A 21461-nucleotide genomic window follows, 5' to 3' on the forward strand; every position below is an offset into this window, starting at 1 on the left:
GTTAATTCACTAAAGCGTTTAAAATATTCATTCAATTACTCGTTGGCTTATCCGCCAAAAACTGCTTTACAACGTCAACGGTTGCTAACGGATCTTCTTCGTGCGGTACATGACCTAAATTATCAAATATCTTAAGCTGACTATTACGTATATCTCTATGAAATAACGCGGCGTTTTCTACAGGAATAAGATCATCTTTTGCACCCCATAAGATCAAAGTCGGTATGTCGAGCTGCTTTATCTGCGCTTGGTCACTGTCATCATCAGTCTCATTTAGGCGACGACTTAATGCTTGACGATTACCTTGGCGCAAAGTCAATTCATAATATCTATCAACCAAGGCATCGTTTACTTTGCTATCATCGGCATACACGCTTAAAACGCTTTTCTCAACAATATTTCTGGGTAGGATACGATTTAAAATTGGTGACATCATTGGATATTTAGCAAGTTTAAAACCAATAGGAATATGTTTTGGCGTTGCTGGATAGCCAACTGAGTCTACTAATATTAACCGATCGACACGCTCAGGATACAAAGCGGCGGTGCGCCACGCTACCTTGCCTCCTAATGAATTACCGGCTAGCGTGACACGGTCCAGCTTTAAATGATTGAGTACTTCAATAACAAACGCCGCATAATTTTCGCTGCTATATTGTGTGCTCTCGTCCACATAAGGACCGGTCAAACCGAACCCTGGCAAATCCATGCTCACGACACAGTATTGATCAGACAGCGCCTTGGTCCAGCCCTCCCATGTATGCAAACTCGCCGATGTACCATGCAATAAAACGATTGTTTCGGGTCGGTTTTTTTCGGCTGCATCGCCACGATTTGTACGACAATTAGCTGACTGCGATACATGCGCCTGCATACCTTGTATGTTTATAAATTCGCTGTTGGGTAGTTGCCATTGTTTTAGCTCAGCGACAGTACGATCAGGTGCCCAGTATTTTGCTATAAATACCATTATCACAGCAATTGCGCCTAGCACTATGAGAACAATTGCTTTCAATAAATACTGTGTCATGTGATCAAATCCATTTAATAAGATGACGTTAATAATAAACATTCTATACCGTTATCTCGTATGATAAGCCATAAAAAACCCGACGTTTAAGAATCACTTAAACATCGGGGTTTTTAGCATTTGTACATATGACTGTGTCTACATGAGCTATTTAACTACAATAAGAAAAAGTATGCCCAACACCCAATGATGATAGTAGAGATAATATTAAGGATGACACCTGTACGTATCATTTCTGTTTGCTTGATCAAACCTGTACCAAACACAATAGCATTCGGCGGCGTGGCAACTGGTAGCATAAAGGCACAAGACGCACCGATACCAATAATAAGTACTAAGACCTCACTCGGTATACCCATATGCTCGGCAATTGCCACAAACACAGGTACTAAGAGCGCGGCTGAAGCCGTATTTGATGCAAACTCTGTTAAGAAAATAATAAAGGCTGAGATTGCAAGCATCACCACCAATAGTGGTGCTGTTTGTAAGCCATTAGCAACCGTCTCGCCCAACACTAATGACGCACCTGATACTTTTAGGATATTTGATAGCGCAATACCGCCACCAAATAACATGAGTACGCCCCAATCCGTGTTGTCTGATACTTGTTTCCAAGAAACTAGACCCAAGCTCACGACCGCCACTGCTGCAAGCAACGCAACAACAGCATCTGTATCTTCGATACCAACTGCAGCCCCAATTTGTTTAGACAACATCCAGCTAGCTGCCGTGACAATGAAAACAGTAATTGTTAATACGCGTGTCTTGGTCCAAGGAATAACTTCATCTTGCTCTAGCTTCATAGTACGGTTTAGGTTCGGCTTTAGATACAAATACATCGCACCCAACAGTACTGGTAATAGTATCAGCATCATTGGAATACCAAACTTCATCCAATCAACAAATGCGATATCCAATGCTTTTGCAGCAATGGCATTTGGTGGCGAGCCGACAATCGTGCCCAAACCACCCAAACTTGCTGAATAAGCAATACCAAGCAGTACAAACACAAAAGTACCGCGATCTTCTTTACTATCAACTTGCGTTAAAATACCGAGTGCCAATGGGAGCATCATTGCCGTTGTCGCTGTATTCGATATCCACATGGACAAGAATGCAGTCACACCAAATATCAAAAATACTGCTGTACTGAGCTTACCACCCGACAACGATAGAATTTTTAACGCGATTTTTCTATCGAGCTTTTGTACATGTAACGCGGCAGCCAAGGCAAAACCACCAAAGAAGAGATAAATAATGGGGCTGGCAAAGCTCTGCAGACCGACTTCAGCATTAAAATCAGGAATGCCAACCAAAGTACCAACTACAACCACTAAAATCGCAGTGATAGTGACGTGTATCGCCTCAGTGAGCCATAGCACGCCAATAAAGAATAACAACGCTAACCCTTTATTTGCACTAACTTCAAATGGTAATACGCTATAAATAATAAAGCTAATGATTGCCGCGATGGCGACCACGATCAACCCTTTTCCCGTTCCCTTTGGGAATGTATCTGTAAATAAATACTCATTGCCATCATTAGGAAGATGGCTATCCAGTTTTTTCTCTGACATAAATTATCCTTATTGCCTCCAGAGGGAATATGACGTCAAAAATTATTGCAATACACAATTATTGTATGACATCATGATATTCATATAGCGAATATTACGCGGGAAAATATCATATCAGAATAATTTATATATGAATACAATCTGATTAATTTTGTTTCTTTAGCTCATCTGTTTGATTCGTTAATAGCGATCACCCTTCGACTAGTTTTATTTTTAGACAATGGCTCTCTAACTGCTTTCATACAGACCTTGATTTATAAAAATTACATAAAGCCTCTAAACATTCATCATTTAGGGCTATACAAGCAAAAACTGATACCACATAATCAAAAGGTTAAATAGAAAACTATCAATAAAAACAAAAGGAATAACTTTATGACAGACGCAAATAAAACTGATGCAACCACCAAAATGGCACCAAAAGACATTAACCAAGATGGGTTGGCCGAAAAAGATCAACAGCGTACTGACGACTCTGTATTAGATATGATGCAAGGTATGCATGAACATGAAGATCATGAAGAAGATAGAAAATAAATCTCATGAACAATGACATTTATCTTCATTTTTAAGTAGATTATGTTTATCTAGTACAAACAAAAAAGATAGGCGTTTATCACTATGATAAGCGCCTATCTTTTTTTGGTTCCCTAACCTCTGGCAAATGATCTGAGACATAGTTGTACACAAATGCTGCTGTCGACACAATGGCGATGGGAACAAACAAAGCATCATAGCTGACTTTTGCAAACAAGAAAGCCCCTACTGCGCTACCACCGCAAAAGCAATACCAAATAATAGCTTGAAACCCCAAGGTTGGCTTACTAATAGAGCGACCAGCAAGCCAGTTACCAATTGCCGCCCCCATGTCTGAGGTCAGCCCTGTCAAGTGAGTGGTACGAATGACCGCCCCACTATAAGTTGCGACCATCGCATTTTGCAGTCCACATGCCATTGCTGCTGCTAATTGCCCCAAGTAATCATGCTGCTGATATAACCAATAACTCACCAACAGTAGTGCTGCTTCTAGATATAGCGCTCGCCCATAACGACGACCGAGTTTCAATGATGTCTGTCCAATGACAAAGCCGCTTAGTATAGCCCCTGCCAAAAAGGACAGCAACAAGGTACCAATATATAAAATACTACGCGCGTCTGAATGAGCGATAGCCGCTGCAAATAAGCTTACATTGCCCGTGACATGTGACACTGATAAATTGGCAAACCCCATTAACGCCGTCGTATTCACGCAACCAGCACTAAATGCCAATACTGCCCCGCCCCATAGTATCCACTTTGGTAACTTGGTTATCATATCCCTCGTCCAAAGGCACGCAGTTAAAAAGGCGCATTGCTAAAAAAGCACGTAGCCAAAAAGACTCATAGTATAACTAGAAAAGACAGCCAATTGGCTGTCTTTTCTATTATCAAACGAATCATCTATAACAATTACTGTGCTGGTTCATCAAGCATCATCAACTGCTCGCTGATAGCGACGGTATTAAAACCTGCATCAACGAACATAATCTCCCCTGTGATACCAGATGCCCAAGGCGACAATAGGAACAATGCGGCGTTACCTACTTCTGTCTGTGTGATATTGCGTTGTAATGGCGCAATTTTTTCGCTGATATCGAGCATTTTACGGAAAGATTTGATACCACTAGCCGCTAGCGTGCGGATAGGACCTGCAGATATCGCATTAACACGGATACCTTCACCGCCCATAGACGTTGCTAAATAACGAACGCTGGCTTCTAAACTGGCTTTTGCCATACCCATGACATTGTAGTTTGGCAATACTGAAATACTGCCTTCATAGGTCAATGTCAACATAGAACCATGGCGCATCGCTAGTAATTCACGAGCTGCTTTTGCCAATGCAACAAAGCTATAGCTAGAGATGTCATGCGCGATGTGGCTGCCTTCACGCGTAGTGGCATTCACAAAGTTACCATCTAGCTGATCCATCGGTGCAAATCCAATGGCGTGTACCACACCATCAATACCATCACCCCAATGGGCAGTTACTTGCTCAAAGCACGCAGCAATAGATTCATCAGATGCTACGTCACATTCTAGAACCAAATCTGCTTCGAATTTTTCAGCGGCCATATCGACGCGTTTTTTGATTTTGTCATTCGGGTAAGTCAGAATTAGTGAAGCCCCTTCGCGGTGTAGCGCTTCTGCGATAGCCCAAGCGATAGAGAGTTTACTTGCGATGCCAGTTACGACAAATCGTTGTCCTTGCAATAGCATAAGATTTCCTTTTGAATCAATCGAGATGATTTAGAATAAGAATTTATTTAGAGTAATTAGAAGATTGAGACTACTAAATAGTACAAATGAAAAGATGAGTTATTATACACGAATTAATTTAAGTAAACAGTCGTAAACTGTATTTGGTTCTTGTTATTGGACTGACTAATACAAACAGCTAATAGAATAGAAATACCTAACAACGACTTATTGCTTAAAGTAGTATCGACAATGAGAGTTTTTCGCGAGTTATTAGATTGTATTTTAGCATCAACGCTTCAAGATAAAATACTCAGACTATAGTAGTTTGCTTATTTCATGAAAAAATCGCACTTCGAATATTAACACTACAACCGTTTACATTAAGTACCAAGCACTCCTTTATTGATTAAAGACTCAACTGCTAGCTACAGCAGTATGAAGTTCAGCAGATTTCGAGTATAATCACAGCCCTTCCCAGCTTGCACAATTTTTATAAGAGTCCTCACATGATAGGATTCAACGTTAAGCTACACCCACATTTTGGATGGCTGCCAAACTTATGAGTAACACCCCCATCATAACCCCAGATTATAAAGAAAGTACCGAATCTTATCGCCAACTGATTGCTTCAACTGGCGAAGACTTAGATCGTCCGGGTTTGCTAGATACGCCTGTACGTGCTGCAAAAGCTTTTGCCCATCTGACCCAAGGCTATCATCAAAGTATAGATGAAGTGGTCAATGATGCTGTGTTTCCATCAGCCAATCGCGAGCTGGTACTGGTACAGAACATTGAGTTTTATTCACTGTGTGAGCATCATATGCTACCGTTCCATGGTGTCGCTCATATCGGCTACTTACCTGACGGCCAAGTATTAGGACTGTCAAAATTTGCCCGTATCGTTGATATGTTTGCCCGTCGTTTGCAAATACAAGAAAACCTAAGTGAGCAGATTGCACAGACCATTATGGATGTTACTGGCTGCCGCGGCGTCGCAGTCGTTATGGATGCATCGCACATGTGTATGATGATGCGCGGCGTTAGCAAACAGCATTCAACCACGCGTAGCACCGCGATGCTTGGCGAATATCAACACAATAATCAAGCACGTAATGAATTTTTGGGTGCGGTACCTAAGCGTCAACCAGCGTTTTAAGTTGCTGTTAGTTGCCTAGGCTGTTGTGAATAACAACCAAATAAAAAGGACGCATATGATGCGTCCTTTTTATTTGGTTGACTGATAGGAAATAGTACTAACCAATTGGTTTTACATCATCTACCCAATCGCCATAACCAGCAGCTTCCATCTGCGCCAATGGAATAAAGCGGAGCGCTGCTGAATTCATGCAATAGCGCTTGCCTGTCGGTGCTGGACCGTCATCAAACACATGACCCACGTGTGAGTCCGCGTAACGACTACGAATTTCAGTACGGGTTCCAAATATTCCTCGATCTGGCTTTTCAACCACTAAACTCGTATCCAATGGGCGAGTAAAGCTCGGCCAACCCGTACCAGATTTATATTTATCACGCGAAGAATACAGTGGCTCACCAGATACCACGTCTACATATAATCCAGGCTCTTTATTATCCCAATACTCATTATCAAAGGCGCGCTCAGTACCCTCTTTTTGGGTGACTTTGTACTGAATATCACTAAGGGACTTTTTTAGCGCATCTTGTGAAGGTTTTACGAATGTCTCTGGGTTAAAACCTTTGCTTACTTTGCTATCCGATGTGTTATTTGACGTCACTTGCTGTGTGCTATCTACTTCGGGCGTAAACTTACTAAAATCAAGCTCGTAGTTTTTACCGTAGACACTCTCGATAAATTGATAGCGACCAGAATTGAAGGTATAAGCTTTATAGCGTATTGGGTTCTTTTTATAGTAATCTTGATGATACTCTTCAGCAGGATAAAAAGTGCTAGCAGGTACAATCTCAATCACTACTGGTTTGTCATACACACCAGATGCTTGCAGTGATTGCTTGGCCGCTTCTGCGATTTGCTTTTCTTGCGCATTGTTATAAAAAATCGCTGGACGATACTGTGTGCCGCGATCAACATACTGCCCTTTATCATCAGTAGGATCAGCGATTCTCCACAGCGCCTGTACTATGCCGTTGTAAGTAATCTTCTTAGGATCATAATACACCTGCGCTGCCTCGGTATGCCCAGTACCACCTGCTGACACCTGCTTGTAGGTTGGGTTTTCGGCGGTGCCACCCGTATAGCCAGACACGACTTCTACCACGCCAGGGATTTTTTCATAACCTGCTTCAACACACCAAAAACACCCACCCGCTACCGTGGCTACTGCCAATCCTGGTGTAGTCGGTGCATATGGGTTAGCGGCAGTTGGGTTTTTTACAGTAGCACTGTTTTCAGTTGATGCGCAGCCTGCGTAAAACGCACTACTCGCTATGATAACTAACCCTATAATTTTAGATGGTAATATGCGATTCATAAAAATCTCCTAAGCGTAATGTCCTTTAAATATCCTAACGCTTTTGTATCACTGAAACATTCCTATACTGTTATATATTTACAGTTTATTAAGATATTTTTTATCAACTGAGTGTAATTACAAGATAAATTAAACGATTATTTGATAACGACCATATATTTTATTATGACTTAACTATGGAAATAAGACGGAAAATTTATTATATCAATGCATTAAAAAAGCCTATCCTCCAAAGAGTAATAGACTTTTTATTATAATGTTACTAGCCCTATCAAAAACTATGATGCTGTTTCATTATTATTATCAGCACGTTCGTCGCTAGCCTGCTTAATTTTCGTTAGAATTTCTTTGATTTCAGATGCTGATAGATAGGTGGGCACGGCATAGGTGTCACTGACTTCTTTTGCCGCTGCCTTTGCAATATCATCAAAGTCGCTAGTTTGCATACCATTGACAGTCGGATCTATGTTTAGATCTGCAATCAAGTCTCTAACTTGGGTGATAAGGTGATCTGCTATCTCACTATCGCCATTGGCTGCTTGACCATCCTGTACCATACCGGTTCTTTTCGCCAGTGCAGCCAGTCTTTTTTTGCTCGCTTTACGATTGACGTCGAGCACATAAGGCAACACGATGGCATTGGCACGGCCATGAGGAATACTATAGTAAGCGCCTAACTGATGCGCGATAGCATGCACATAGCCCAGACCTGCTTTATTAAAAGCAATCCCGCCATAATGAGCAGCGATACCCATCTCTTCTCTTGCTTTTAGGTTACCACCATCTTTATAAGCTAGTGGTAGATAATGCATGATAGATTTTACGGCAGAGGCTGCATAATAATCTGTCTCTACGCTGGCATTGGCACTCATCCATGCTTCTAGTGCATGGGTCAATACATCAATACCAGTATCTGCTGTAATATGGGCTGGCATGCCTTTCATGATAACTGGGTCAATCGCTGCGGCTAGCGGTACCATTCTTGGGTCGATAGACAATGCTTTTTGGTGTGTTTTGTCATCCGATACTACTGCGCCAAGCGTCGCTTCTGAACCCGTGCCAGCCGTCGTTGGTACGCAGTATAGCGGAGTCGCAGGCTTTCTTGCTTTAAGAATACCGATTAGCTGCTTTGGCTTGCACTTGTTGCCTTGAGACATGGCTATCATTTTGGCCGCATCGATCACTGAGCCGCCGCCAATGGCTACGATAGAGTCACAATTGGCTTCGATAGATTGACGGAGCCCTTCTTCAACTACTTTAAAAGTAGGATCTGGCGTAATACCGTCATAGATGTGATAACTGATATTTTTCGCATCTAGATAATCGGTGACTTTTGCAGGTATGCCCAGTTCGTTGAGCACTGTATCCGTGACAATAAACACATTGGTATTGCCTTCATTGATAAGCATATCGCATAGCTCATTACAGGCAGTCTCGCCAACGAATAACATCGGTCTTCTGATAGGTATCACATAAGATACTGCTTTTAATACCTTTGCCCGAGTCTTAGCCACAGCCAAATAACCAGCATGCTGCAAACTGTTGTTCTTTACCAATTTAGTAATACTGTTTTGTGTTTTCATGAGCACAAAAATCCTTTTTAATGATGGTTTTAACTGCAATAAAGACCGTTAAAGACCGTTTTTGCCAGCCAGTTAAATATTACTAATTTACGAGCGCCAGAATGTATAAAGATACGTATCACAGCATTATAAAATGGGCAGCTCTCTAAAATTATTGTACCACTGCTTTTTTCAATATGTCGCTATTATTATGAACTGCGATGTGTCAATTTTATACCAAGCCGCTTATTTTAGTCGCTTAATTTTATTGATCAATTTAAGTGGCTACAGTAAGTCGTTTAAACTAGTCAGTACTTGCCTTTAACAGTTGCTGAGTGTAAGTATGTTGTGGGTGATTAAAAAGATCTTCGGTACGTCCAAACTCCACACACACCCCTTGTTTCAATATCATGATATGCTGACACAGTGCACGTACTACCTTGAGATCATGACTGATAAAGACATAGCTGACTTGCAGTCTTTCTTGAATTTCACGTAATAAACTAACTACTGTGACCTGTGTGGTACTATCGAGCGCAGAGGTCGGTTCATCTAATATAAGTAAGCTTGGTTTCATAATGAGTGCACGCGCCAGTCCCACGCGTTGACGCTGGCCACCTGACAGCTCATGCGGATAACGCTGCGCAAATGCTAAAGGCAAATGTACTGTAGCAAGACTATCTAGCACCGCTTGCTGACGGACGACTTTATCCACGCCTTGTACTAACAATCCTTCTTCCACGATTTGCATGACCGTCATACGCGGATTAATACTGGCAAATGGATCTTGAAATACCATCTGTATCTGCGAGCGGAAGTTACGTAGCGCTTTTTTGGACAATGCTGAGATATCTTTACCATTGACCACTATCTGCCCATTCACGCGTGCTTGATTGCTTAGCAATTGACTAAGTGCCAGCGCAATGGTGGTTTTACCAGAGCCAGACTCACCGACGATACCCAATGCCTGACCTTTTTGCAGTGTCATATCGACACCTTTGACCGCGTCAAACCAGCGCTTGGTACCACCAAACAGACCTTTTTCAATTGGGAATTGTACATTAAGACGCTTCACTTCTAATACGCTTGATTGTTTATCTGCGTTATCATCTTCTATGGTTAATGCTTGCCCAAAGTCTTGCTTAATAAGTGTGCGGGTATAATCGGCTTTAGGCTGATCGAATAACGCTGACGTTTGACCCTGTTCGATCGTTTGACCTTGGTGCATAACGATGACCTCATCACTATAGCGCCTGACCAGATTGAGATCGTGACTGATTAATATCATCGCCATATTGTGCTTGCGTTTGAGATCATCTAGTAGCATCAAAATCTCATGCTGCAATGTCACATCGAGCGCAGTCGTTGGCTCATCAGCGATCAAGATATCAGGCTGCTGAGCCAATGCCATGGCAATCATCACTCGCTGACGCTGACCACCTGATAGCTCATGTGGGTAACGATTCAATTTGTCAGCAGGATCTGCAATATTGACATCATTTAGCAAAGCGATACTGGTTTCTCGCCATTGCTTCTTAGCTACACCAACTAGACGCAACGATTCAGCAATTTGTTTAGCAACCGTATGCAACGGATTTAATGCGGTCATCGGCTCTTGAAATACCATTCCGATCCGCTGTCCACGAATAGACCGTAATGCAGCATTACGCGCCTTATCATTCGCTATAGGCAAAGTAGACATGCCTGTCGTACTTGCCAATTGAACCTCACCAGTAATTGTCAAACTATCTGGTAACAGACCTAGTAACGCAAGACTGGCAATCGATTTACCAGAGCCTGACTCACCAACGATAGCCAAAGTTTGCCCCTGTCTTAGCTCATAAGACAGCGCATCGACCAACTGGATACCTGTAGTCGTCGTGATAGTGAGCTTATCTACAGTTAGCATAAGCTTATCTTGTGCACGATTAGGGCTTTCATCTGGCGCGTTGCTATGCTCGGCAGCGATAATATTTTCAGTCATATTAAGAACGCCTTGGGTCAAACGCGTCACGCAGCGCTTCGCCAACGAAGATGAGCAATGACAAAATAAAGGTCAAACTAAAGAATCCTGACAAAGCAAGCCAAGGTGCATCAAGGTTATTTTTACCTTGTACCATGAGCTCACCAAGAGACGGCGAGCCAGGCGGCAATCCATATCCTAAGAAATCTAGCGCGGTTAAGGCGATAATATTGGCCGTTAAAATAAATGGTAGTTGCGATAAGCTAGAAGCTAACGCGTTGGGTAAGATATGTCTAAGCATGATTTGACTGTCCGAAACACCTAAATTGCGTGCAGCTCGCACATAGTCAAAATTACGGGCTCGCAAAAACTCTGCCCGCACCAAACCAACCAGTCCCATCCAACCGAACAACAGCATCATAGCAAACAACATAATAATGCTGGGACTAAACAGACTGACCAAAATAATGATCATAAATAGCTGAGGCATACCGCCCCATACTTCCATAAATCGCTGCCCTGCTAGATCTACCCAGCCACCATAATAGCCTTGTACCGCACCAACGATAATCCCAATCAGTGCGCCCGCAAGCGTCAAGGCCAGACCAAACAGTAACGACACTCGCATACCATAAAGTATCCGTGCCAGCACATCACGCCCCATATCATCAGTACCAAGCCAATTTTGGGCATTGGGCGCTGCTGGATAAGGCAGACCAAGCTCGACGTTGGGCGTCTGATCGGCAAACGGGATAGGCGGCATTATATAAAACCCTTGCTCATCAATCAGCGACTGCACTGCAGGGTCTTTATAATTGGTTTCGGTCTCAAATACACCGCCAAACGTTGTTTCAGGATAAGCTTTTAATACCGGAAAGTAATAATCGCCTTGATACTGCACTAGTAAGGGTTTGTCATTGGCAATGACATTAGCCGCCATGCAGATGACAAATATCACTGCGAAAACAAACAGTGATATCACCCCTAGACGATTTTGGCGAAAGCGATTTAATCGCGCTTGCCAGATAGGATTTAAGCGTTGCTTTTTTGTGGTAGATGGCTGCTCAGGCATTGGCGCTTTATCTGGTTCGCTATTAATAGTACTGCTCTTTGGTGAAGGTTGATTATTTGACATTAGCGGCCCTCAAAATCAATACGAGGATCAATTAAGTGATAACTCAAATCACTGATTAATTGCAGTAGCAGCCCCACTAAGGTAAAGATAAATAGCGTGCCAAATATCACTGGATAATCGCGTTGTTGAATGGCTTCAAACCCTAACAAGCCCAAGCCATCTAGTTTAAAGATAATCTCAATCAAAAAGTTACCCGCAAAGAAGATACCAACAATAGCGGCTGGAATACCGGCAATGATAATCAACATCGCATTGCGAAAAACATGGCCGTATAGCACCTGACGCTCACCTAAGCCTTTAGCACGAGCGGTCAGTACATACTGCTTGCCCAGTTCCTCTAAAAAGCTAAATTTGGTCAAATAGGTCAAACCTGCAAAACCGCCTACAGTACTTGCCAGCAGCGGTAACGCTAAATGCCAAAAATAATCTTTTACTTTACCAAGCGCACTTAGCTGATCAAAATTCTCGGACGTCAGTCCCTGTAATGGAAAGATATTCCAATAGCTGCCACCTGCAAAGAAAACCAGTAAAATCACTGCAAAGACAAACACAGGTATCGCATGACCGATCGCCAGCAACATAGCCGTGGCTTTATCAATGCCTGAGCCATGATGCATCGCTTTGTACACCCCCAATGGAATAGCAATCATATAGATAAGCAGTGTACTCCACAGCCCAAGCGATATTGAGACTGGCAGCTTCTCTATAATAAGGTCGGTCACCGATTGCCCTTTGAAAAAAGACTCACCAAAATCTAGCTGAGCGTAGTTCTTTAACATAAGCCAAAACCGCTCTGGGGCAGATTTATCAAAGCCGTACTGGGCATTAATAGCAGCGACCATTTCTTCAGAGAGGCCTCGCGTGCCTTGATAAGTACTGTCGTTGCCACCTGCACTGCCCGCGCCAATATTACCGCCAAGCGCATTGTCTTTTGCGCCCTGCTCAATAAGTGCCAGCTGCTGCTCAACAGGCCCGCCCGGTGCCGCCTGTACGATCACAAAATTGGCAAGCAATATCAAAAATAGTGTCGGCAATATCAGTAGTAGTCTTTTTAAGATATAACGACCCATAATGGCGACTTCCTAAATAAAGAGAGATAGCAATGACGTTCAGCAGCGAATTGTGGTGTATTAAATAGGTGCTTAAAAGCAAACTATTTGTTAAAAACTTACTTTAAAAGTTGTTTTTCAGCTCACGTAACGCTGCAAATACCGTTAACGACTTCTCATCATCGATAGGCATTTTGGATTTAACTCCTGCGATTACACTCGGCTCTTGTGTACGTAAAAACACATTTACCGTGCGCTCATGCTCTAGTGTCACTGGTAGCGTTGCCATGCCTTGTTCAGTTTGTACCTCTGCTCGTGCTAAGGCTTGCTGCATCGATTCATTGTCAGGTTCAATAGATAGACCAAAACGTAGGTTACTGGCCGTATATTCATGCGCCGGATACAGTAGCGCCTCATGAGGCAAGCCGTTCAAACGCTTAAAGCTCTCATGCAGTTGCTCAATCGTACCAGTAAACACACGTCCACAACCTGCACTAAACAACGTATCACCGCAGAAACAATGCTTTTGCCCATCGATATCCAAAATATAGGCCATATGGCTAGCGGTATGCCCTGATACATCCCAGACTTGCGCAGAGCAGCCCCATGCGCTCACCGTGCTACCGTCTTTGATAGTTTGATCTTCATCGACGCCATGCTCACTATGCGCAACCAGATGAGTCATCGGATACGATTCCTGCAACTCTGCGACGCCGCCGATATGATCATGATGATGGTGAGTCGTCCAAATCGATGTTAGTTCGAGCTCATGCGTCTCTAGATAATCAATGACCGGCTGGGCTTGACCTGGATCAATGACAATCGCCTGCTTATTATTTTCATTAATCAATGTCCAGATATAGTTATCGCTAAATGCTTTGATTGGGTGAATACGAATACTCATATTAAATCCTTACCGGTAGTTATTTTTGTTACGTGTTATTTTAAATTATTTAATTTAACTGTTATTTGATAGCAATAGCATATATTTAATAAAACAACATATAGGCTCAGCTGTCCGTTGTTATCGGGTCAAGCTTTATAGTAAATACTGTTTATTGTTTTAAATATTTATTGATACGCCCTTCTGCCTCTTTATCCACCCACCAGTAATCGATACCAACAGCATTGGTCGGTAGTTTTTCAGTATGGCGATACTGATCCCAATAGGCGACATTGGTGCCAGATTTGCCGTATAGCGGTACGACATAATGACCTGCGCGCAACAACCGATCTAACACCTGTGTATACAGTACAATCTCGTCACGATTTTTGGCATTACCAAGGGCAGCAACGACCTTATCGACGGCAGCATTTTTGATACCAGCACTATTATGATTGCCAGGCTCGTCAGCAGCAGCGCTACCCCAAAATGCCGCTTGCTCAGCACCAGGAGATAGGCTTTGAGCAAATACGTCCACGACCATGTCATAGTCAAAACGGCGCATACGCTCATAATATTGCGGCCCATCGACTTGACGCAAGGTTGCATCAAATCCCAAGCGTTTTAGATTGCGAATATAAGGCAACAATACACGGCCCATGGTCTCGCCTGTCATCAAAATCTCAATCTGAGCAAGCGACCCATCAGGTTGATATAGTTTCATATCCTCATAATAAAACCCAGCCTCTAACAATAGCTTACGCGCCTCTAATAATCCTTGACGATTAAAACCATTACCATCGCTGGTGGGTAGCTGCCATTCTGCTAATGTTGCTTGGTGCTGTTTCGGTTCGAGCTCAGACAATAACGGTGTCAATACCTGCATCTCTGCATCAGATGGCGTACCCGTTGCGGCAAGCTCTGAGCCATGGAAGAAGCTCTGCAAACGCTCATACTGCCCATGAAATAGGGTTTTATTCATCCATTCAAAATCATAAGCAGCTGTCAGTGCTTGGCGAACTTTGATGTCTTGAAAGATTGGGCGACGCAAATTCATCACCAATGCTTGCATCGGTACTGGATTTTGACTGGTTATCGTCTCTTTTTGGATAAGCCCTGCTTTCACTGCGGGGAAATTATATCCAGTTACCCAGTTAGATGCTTTATTTTCGGGGCGAAAACGGTATTGACCAGATTTAAAACCCTCAAAGGCAATTTCATCGCTTTGATAATAAATAAACTTGATCCTATCAAAGTTGTAGCGGCCACGATTGACCATCAAATCACGACCCCAATAATTGGGATCACGTATATAACTTACCGAACGTCCCGCATCGACTCGACCTAATTTATAAGGACCACTACCCATCAATGGCGACAGACTGATTTTCTCAAAATCGGTATCAATGGAAGACTTGGCAAATATAGGGAACTGGCCAACAGTCAGTAAAATCTCTTTGTTTTCAGCAGATGCAAAGACAAACTTTACTTGTTGATCATTAATGATTTGAATGTCTTTAATATCGCTTAAATAACTGCGAATATACATAGGACCTTTGTTCAATATCGCCTCAAAAGTTGCTTTTACATCGCGACTGGTTACACCCGACCCATCCCAAAAACGAGCATTAGGATTGAGATGATAAATAATCCAGCTCGTATCATCTGGATCATATGTCACTTTACTTGCCAGCTGCGGATACATGGTAAAAGCTTCATTCAATGAGCCAGTCATTAAAGTATCATACAGATAGTCTGTGCCAATCATCGCGACACCCGTGGTCATCCATTTATTGGCGCTATTAAACGTACCGCGAGCATCTAGAGAAAGCGTGCCCCCTGATGGCGCTTTTGGATTGGCATAAGGTAAGTAAGGTGCATTGATGTACTCAGTGGGGCTATTGTGACCAAGCGCGGTCGTCGTAATAGGTGCAGCGATACTGCTCGGTATCCAACTGACGGTGATGGTTAGCAACATGGCTTTTAACAGGGCGTTTTTTATTATCATGACGTTATAACAAACCTCTATGCTAACCAATATAAATATCAAAACGTAAAGCCTGACAGCAAAACAGCGTTATAGCAAAATTTTATCATAACAAACTTAGGTTTTTTAACCTAATGGTTTGCCGTGGATATGACTTAATGGTGATAGCATTAAGCGATATCCACGGCAAACCATTATCACTACGCGCTAGCATGACCAAATTGTTTGTTTATAAATATAAAAAAGGCGCAACCATGAACAGTTGCGCCTTTCTTGATGTGCAGTTTATATATGAAGACTTTATACGTTAGGAGTTATTATCTTGTTTACGCGTGCTTTTTTTCAAAGGCAATCATAAAGTCAACCAGCTGCTGTACCCACTCAAGTGGCACGGCATTGTAGATACTGGCTCGCATACCGCCTACATCACGATGACCTTTTAGATTTAACAAGCCAGCTTTTTCTGACTCTTCTAAGAATACTTTATCAAGGCTGCTGTCTGCTAAAGTAAACGGCACGTTCATGATAGAACGATACTTAGAATCTACTGGATTATTATAAAAACTGCTCTCATCGATTATCTTATAAAGTAAATCGGCTTTTTGCTGATTGATTTTACCGATAGCAGCCACACCGCCCTGCTCTTCCAACCAGTCAAACACTAGCCCTGCTAAGTACCAAGAATACGTCGCTGGCGTGTTAGACATAGACTCTTTGTCAGCTTGATGCTCATAGTTCAGCAGCATAGGACACCATTCACTTGCCTGCCTCATCAAATCATCACGGATAATGACAATGACTAGACCTGCAGGACCGATGTTTTTCTGTGCGCCCGCGTAGATCATGCCAAATTTAGACACATCTATCGGCTGTGACAAGATACAAGATGACATATCAGCAATGATTGGCGCATCTACTTGTGGCGGCTCAAATATCTGTAAACCATGAATTGTTTCATTGGCACAGTAATGAAAATAAGCGGCGTCTTCACTGATATTCCAATCGCTTTGCGCTGGTACGTCAGTAAAGTTATTCTCTTTGCCAGTCGCAACTAAGTTAATCTCGCCCAAACCCAGTGCTTCATAGCGCTTGGCTTCTTTGATCGCTTTGCCTGACCATGCACCTGTCGTCAAATAGTCACCGCGTCCACCATTCAACAGATTCAATGGAATCGCAGAAAACTGTAAGCTAGCGCCACCTTGCAAAAACAGCACTTTATAGTTATCTGGTATCTCCATAAGCGTGCGTAGCTTAGCTTCTGCTTTATCAGTAATGGCCATATACTCTTTACTACGATGACTGACTTCCATGACCGATAGGCCGCGACCTTGCCAATCAAGCAGTTCGCTCTGTGCGCGCTCTAATACGGCTGTTGGCATGGTAGCAGGGCCAGCACAAAAATTTGGCAGGCGATGCGGTGTAGTAGTTGCTGTAGACGTTGGGGTTGTAGGCATAATCACAGTCCTAGGTATGATGAAATAAAAGGATGTTTTTTATTTCAGTTTGTTGATAAAGGCATTGGTATCGATGTTAGTTTTCATACAACTCAATGAGATATCTGCTCCCACAGCTGACGTTTAGCATCACTGTCTGCGAGCATTTCTTCTAATGTCGGCACAGTGGTCAGATTGGGATGTTGAAGGCCATCAGGCAGCGCGGTCAGTGCAGCAACTTGTATATCTTCGCTTCGGCCAATTCGAAAAATATATCCTGCAAGACTGGCATTGGCAAGCTCAGCAGTATCCATACCATCACAAATCGGGAATGATGTTGTCTCGCAAGTGATTGATAGCGCCTGAGTAATGTTTTGCCATAGTTTTTGACTATCACTATTCAGCGCTTTGATATCAACCAATATTACCCAGTCATTATAGCGGCCACCTTGCAGGTCAAATGGTGCTACTTTTTTTAAACTATCATCATTTATGCTGTCATCACTAGTACTCTGCGGAAAATCACTTTGCGCAAATTGAGGTTGCTCAATAGGGGCAGTCGTAGAGGTTACAGCAGTTTGGTTCGATGCAGTACTTGGGATGTCATGGTAGTTAGACTCAGTACTTGAACTAACAGTATTTGAGCCAATCGTAGTTGAATCAACGGAATCAAAACTATAAGTAACAGGGCTTTGCTCGCTAGCCGTCTGTTCAGTGATAGCTTGCAAATCAGCATCATACTCATCGGTAACATAGTCGCTAGCGTTATAATCACTGATATCATAACCATCAGTCGGTTGATCAACTGTGCCTACAATTCCAGCGCTCGCTACTTCATTGTTGTTAGACTCAATGTCAGTGGAATCAATATGTGATTGCTCAACCGAAACTGTCGCAATGTCAGCCATATTGATGGTTTCTGACTCAGGTTGTACCCACTGATTGATACCCATCATCGCTAGAATTTGTCGTTGCTGCACACGGCGCTGTAATACAGTTAGCGGGTCTTGGGTATCACTCATTCGACTCTACTATCCTACTCATTTTGTTTATATCATTTATAAATGTTTTTATGGTTTTGGCAGCTCTCACTGAGTATGCATCACACTATTAATCAAACACTAGATACATACCCATCAAAACAGCTGTCGAATGCCTAGCCAATGCTCTGACATTGCCAGCAAACAGTCGTATTCATCTTGGCTGATTATCGTATCGTGTAACATCACCGTATGCAACGTACTTAACCATTGGCGATACTCATTATGAGTAGGCTGGCTCATCTCACCTTCATTATAATCTATTTGGCTACCATCCTGTTGCTTCTCTCGATAATTATCAGCATTCTGAGCACCTACCAAGCGCTTGATAGAGTGACTGGCAGAGACGGGAACCGCAGAAATAATCGCCAATAACTGAATGCTATTCAAGTGCTGTGCGGTCAATAATAGCCACTGTAAATTAACATCGCTTACTGTCATAAGATCAATATCAATCAAGCGCGCATGCCGTCTCAAATCTACAATATAATGCGCCACACTGTCAGTACCCTCACTCAATAACGATCGGTCATGCATTGAGATCATCTGGCCTTTGGCATCTTTTGATAGTCGATAAGCCAATAAGACAACAACTGATACTTCTGATTCACTGAGTCCTGTAAACACCTGACTTGAAGGGTCCAATTGCGCCCTTACGTCTTCCATACCAGTATTCAGTATCTGCGTCCATAGCGCTTGCGCGTCTGTATCTTGTAAAACTTTAGACAATATCGGTAGTAACTGCTGCAAATGTAACACTTGCCATAGTGATAATATTGGCGATCTCTGATGTGCTAAAGCTAACGGGTTATTCAGAGTAATCGCAGCCGCATGAGAGTTATCACTAGATATATTTTGATCTGACGAATCATAAGCTAAGCTTTTGGTTAAGTCAGATGTCAGCTGTTGGTTAAACAACTCAAATATGCCCTGCTGATAACGCAACAACATCGTACGGCATTTTTCTTGTTTTTTATAGTACTGATGACTGTCGTGACTATGATCGTCTTTACTTTTAAGCTTTAGATCTTCGATACATAGTTCAGATAAATTCTTTTGATGCAATTGGTTTAAGGCGAGCCCAATCAAAGCGCTGTCTAAACGCCTGTCCAAACTGGCTACTACTGTCATCAGCTTAGTATCTATCTTATGTGGCAATACTTGCTCATGGGAAGTCGAGTCAGTCGCAACAGAGAAGCCTTCATTCCAAATATCATTCAAACTATAAATGGCAGTCGTTGATAAGGGTCGATGCTGATGACAAAGCAAGACAGTTTCGACTAATGCTAGCGCACCTAGAGGATGATGACTATGATTGAGTATATACTGAGGTAGTGTTACCTTTTGAATATCATTAAACCCAATTAGTGTGTTTTCTGGTAGGTCGGCGTCCGGTTTGGCCTGCCACGGTTTTAACAGCTGATGAACACCAACGTCTTCGGCCTTTACTTGAAGTCGCCCACCGACTACCACATCAGCGTCTACGGTAAATTCTAAGCCGTCATTAACTTCTGATTCATAGATATCTCTGTTACGACTGCCGTTCCCAGACTCAGCAAGAACTTTTCTATCATTTGGCTGTTTAATGTCACCTGTATTAATCGTTGCAGCTGTTTGAGATCCAAGTAACGACGACTGCTGCACGTTTTTTTCTGGGAAATCTTCACTTAGGCTATTTTCTTTTGTTGCTCCCCAATCACCTAAGCGTCGTTGCCTATATATTTCTTTAACTTTTTGCTGATTTATTCGCTTTTCTTTGGCGACTTGTACCGCGAACTGATGATAAGCATCCACATTAATAGCACTCATACGATCAGTCAAGCTTGGATGGGTGGCAAACCACGATACATCACTCAAGTCTGCCCCACTACTAGCAAAGAAAAAATGACTCAGTCCATTGATATCGGCGATGCCAGACAAACGCGAGCCGAGCGAGTCTTGATGAATGGCTTTTAAGGTTTCGATAATCGCAGGCGTACGTGTCAATTGAACACTAGTGGCATCAGCAAGTAGCTCGCGCTCACGATTAAAACTGTGCTTAATCAACTGCGCGCTTGCCATACTGGAGAAGCTTAAACCATGCAGTAGCAATGTCCAGACACTACGCGGGGCTTGACGATCTATTATAGGTGGCGTTTGCACCCATTTAGATTGACGCTTGGCTGAAGACTGCTGTTGTTGTGATTGCTGCTGCCAGTAGGCGACCCATTCACTATGCGTGTTGAAATTGGCGGTTTGCGCTTCTGTATTGCGTGCAAGCGTATCAACCTGTCTTTGTGATAGAGACTTTTGGGAAATACTATCGCTATCAAAGTGACTATAATTAGAGAGACGATTAGAGATACGATTAGAGATATGATTGGATATTGGGTCACTCCAGTCATACAGTATCTGCAAGCCTGCCAATACTACCATCAGCTGTAAGTTGAACGTAGCATCGCCGTGCAATATATGACCATATTCATGACCGATGAGTCCGTATAGCGCCTCATCAGACAGTTTATCTAGCGCACCTTGGGTAACGACGAGTACCATATCTGAGCTATGGCGACCAGCGACGAAACCATTGATACCCTGCTCGTCAGGTAGCACGTACAAAATAGGGGTTTGCAAACCTGCCGCAATGGCCAGTTGTTGAGCGATTTCATAGTAGCGACGATAAACGGGCGGAAAATCGCGCTCGTCACGTACTGCTATATGACGTGAACTATAGCGAACCTTTTCTTCAGCTTCGTGTTGATGAGCGACTCCTTGACTGTGCTCCCATGCTTCTTGGCTGTTATCAATGAATAGCCTAACCGCCCCTACTCGCTGAGCAATAGCGCGGCCACCTGCTCGCAGGCGTCGATACTCTAAAAAACTACCACCAACGAAACTGCCTAACGTCAAGACAATGACCAGAACCAATACCCAGTAGTATATACCGCCTGTAAATACTGTCAGCAGTATAGACATGACAGCCAGTCCCACTGCCATATGAGCAAGTACAATCAGGAAAAACAGTCCATAAAGTAATAGACTGCGCCGCGTACGTATCCGCTGTTCACCAAAAAAATCCATCAGATTAGGCTGCCTAGAGTTCGCCAAAATTGT

The 21461-nt window shown here is 42.9% G+C and carries 16 protein-coding genes; 2 read left to right on the top strand and 14 right to left on the bottom strand.

Features of this window, described 5'->3' with window-relative positions:
* Positions 1 to 31 precede the first annotated feature (31 nt).
* Positions 32 to 1030 carry an alpha/beta fold hydrolase gene (locus AK824_RS07455; protein ID WP_057762497.1) on the bottom strand — a complete coding sequence of 333 codons (999 nt, stop codon included), beginning with the start codon at positions 1028 to 1030 and terminating at the stop codon, positions 32 to 34.
* A 155-nt stretch (positions 1031 to 1185) separates the two neighbouring features.
* A complete protein-coding gene (locus tag AK824_RS07460; RefSeq protein WP_057760327.1) occupies positions 1186 to 2607 on the bottom strand; it encodes an SLC13 family permease in 1422 nt (473 codons plus the stop codon).
* 375 nt (positions 2608 to 2982) lie between these two features.
* Between AK824_RS07460 and AK824_RS13630 the strand changes: the two genes are divergently transcribed.
* Positions 2983 to 3144, top strand: a complete 162-nt coding sequence (locus tag AK824_RS13630; protein ID WP_197411792.1) for a hypothetical protein — start codon at positions 2983 to 2985, stop codon at positions 3142 to 3144.
* 82 nt (positions 3145 to 3226) lie between these two features.
* Here the strand turns inward: AK824_RS13630 and AK824_RS07465 are convergent, their stop codons facing one another.
* Together AK824_RS07465 and AK824_RS07470 are read right to left on the bottom strand one after the other, a co-directional pair.
* On the bottom strand, positions 3227 to 3922 hold the full coding sequence (locus AK824_RS07465; RefSeq protein WP_057760330.1) for a YoaK family protein: 696 nt from the start codon (positions 3920 to 3922) through the stop codon (positions 3227 to 3229).
* Positions 3923 to 4056: 134 nt separating this feature from the next.
* The gene (locus AK824_RS07470; RefSeq protein ID WP_057760332.1) at positions 4057 to 4866 is read right to left on the bottom strand and encodes an enoyl-ACP reductase FabI; all 810 of its coding nucleotides are present in this window, start codon (positions 4864 to 4866) and stop codon (positions 4057 to 4059) included.
* Between the two features lie 541 nt (positions 4867 to 5407).
* Between AK824_RS07470 and folE the strand changes: the two genes are divergently transcribed.
* Entirely contained in the window at positions 5408 to 6004 is a 597-nt protein-coding gene (gene folE / locus AK824_RS07475; RefSeq protein WP_185156591.1) for a GTP cyclohydrolase I FolE, read from the top strand.
* A 97-nt stretch (positions 6005 to 6101) separates the two neighbouring features.
* On the opposite strand, the gene msrB is transcribed toward folE, so the two are convergent.
* The 10 genes from msrB to AK824_RS07525 form a co-directional block, all read right to left on the bottom strand.
* Complete coding sequence (gene msrB, locus AK824_RS07480) at positions 6102 to 7316, bottom strand: peptide-methionine (R)-S-oxide reductase MsrB (RefSeq protein ID WP_057760336.1); 1215 nt, start codon at positions 7314 to 7316, stop codon at positions 6102 to 6104.
* Positions 7317 to 7594: 278 nt separating this feature from the next.
* The gene (locus tag AK824_RS07485; protein ID WP_057760338.1) at positions 7595 to 8899 is read right to left on the bottom strand and encodes an iron-containing alcohol dehydrogenase; all 1305 of its coding nucleotides are present in this window, start codon (positions 8897 to 8899) and stop codon (positions 7595 to 7597) included.
* Positions 8900 to 9182: 283 nt separating this feature from the next.
* Positions 9183 to 10862: an ABC transporter ATP-binding protein gene (locus AK824_RS07490; RefSeq protein WP_057760340.1), complete on the bottom strand. Its 1680-nt coding sequence runs from the start codon at positions 10860 to 10862 to the stop codon at positions 9183 to 9185.
* A 1-nt stretch (position 10863) separates the two neighbouring features.
* On the bottom strand, positions 10864 to 11913 hold the full coding sequence (locus tag AK824_RS07495) for an ABC transporter permease (protein WP_057762499.1): 1050 nt from the start codon (positions 11911 to 11913) through the stop codon (positions 10864 to 10866).
* Between the two features lie 62 nt (positions 11914 to 11975).
* Entirely contained in the window at positions 11976 to 13046 is a 1071-nt protein-coding gene (gene yejB, locus AK824_RS07500; protein ID WP_057760341.1) for a microcin C ABC transporter permease YejB, read from the bottom strand.
* A 103-nt stretch (positions 13047 to 13149) separates the two neighbouring features.
* Positions 13150 to 13929 (bottom strand): hydroxyacylglutathione hydrolase, encoded by a 780-nt coding sequence (gloB, locus tag AK824_RS07505; RefSeq protein WP_057760343.1) that lies wholly within the window; start codon positions 13927 to 13929, stop codon positions 13150 to 13152.
* 151 nt (positions 13930 to 14080) lie between these two features.
* Positions 14081 to 15913, bottom strand: a complete 1833-nt coding sequence (locus tag AK824_RS07510; protein ID WP_057762501.1) for an extracellular solute-binding protein — start codon at positions 15911 to 15913, stop codon at positions 14081 to 14083.
* A gap of 308 nt (positions 15914 to 16221) precedes the next feature.
* Complete coding sequence (serC, locus tag AK824_RS07515) at positions 16222 to 17349, bottom strand: 3-phosphoserine/phosphohydroxythreonine transaminase (RefSeq protein WP_057760345.1); 1128 nt, start codon at positions 17347 to 17349, stop codon at positions 16222 to 16224.
* A 92-nt stretch (positions 17350 to 17441) separates the two neighbouring features.
* Positions 17442 to 18350, bottom strand: a complete 909-nt coding sequence (locus AK824_RS07520; protein WP_057760347.1) for a DNA polymerase III subunit psi — start codon at positions 18348 to 18350, stop codon at positions 17442 to 17444.
* Positions 18351 to 18464: 114 nt separating this feature from the next.
* Positions 18465 to 21455 carry a M48 family metalloprotease gene (locus AK824_RS07525; RefSeq protein ID WP_227511133.1) on the bottom strand — a complete coding sequence of 997 codons (2991 nt, stop codon included), beginning with the start codon at positions 21453 to 21455 and terminating at the stop codon, positions 18465 to 18467.
* Between the last annotated feature and the right edge of the window lie 6 nt (positions 21456 to 21461).

Source organism: Psychrobacter sp. P11G3 (assembly GCF_001435845.1).
Taxonomy (GTDB): domain Bacteria; phylum Pseudomonadota; class Gammaproteobacteria; order Pseudomonadales; family Moraxellaceae; genus Psychrobacter.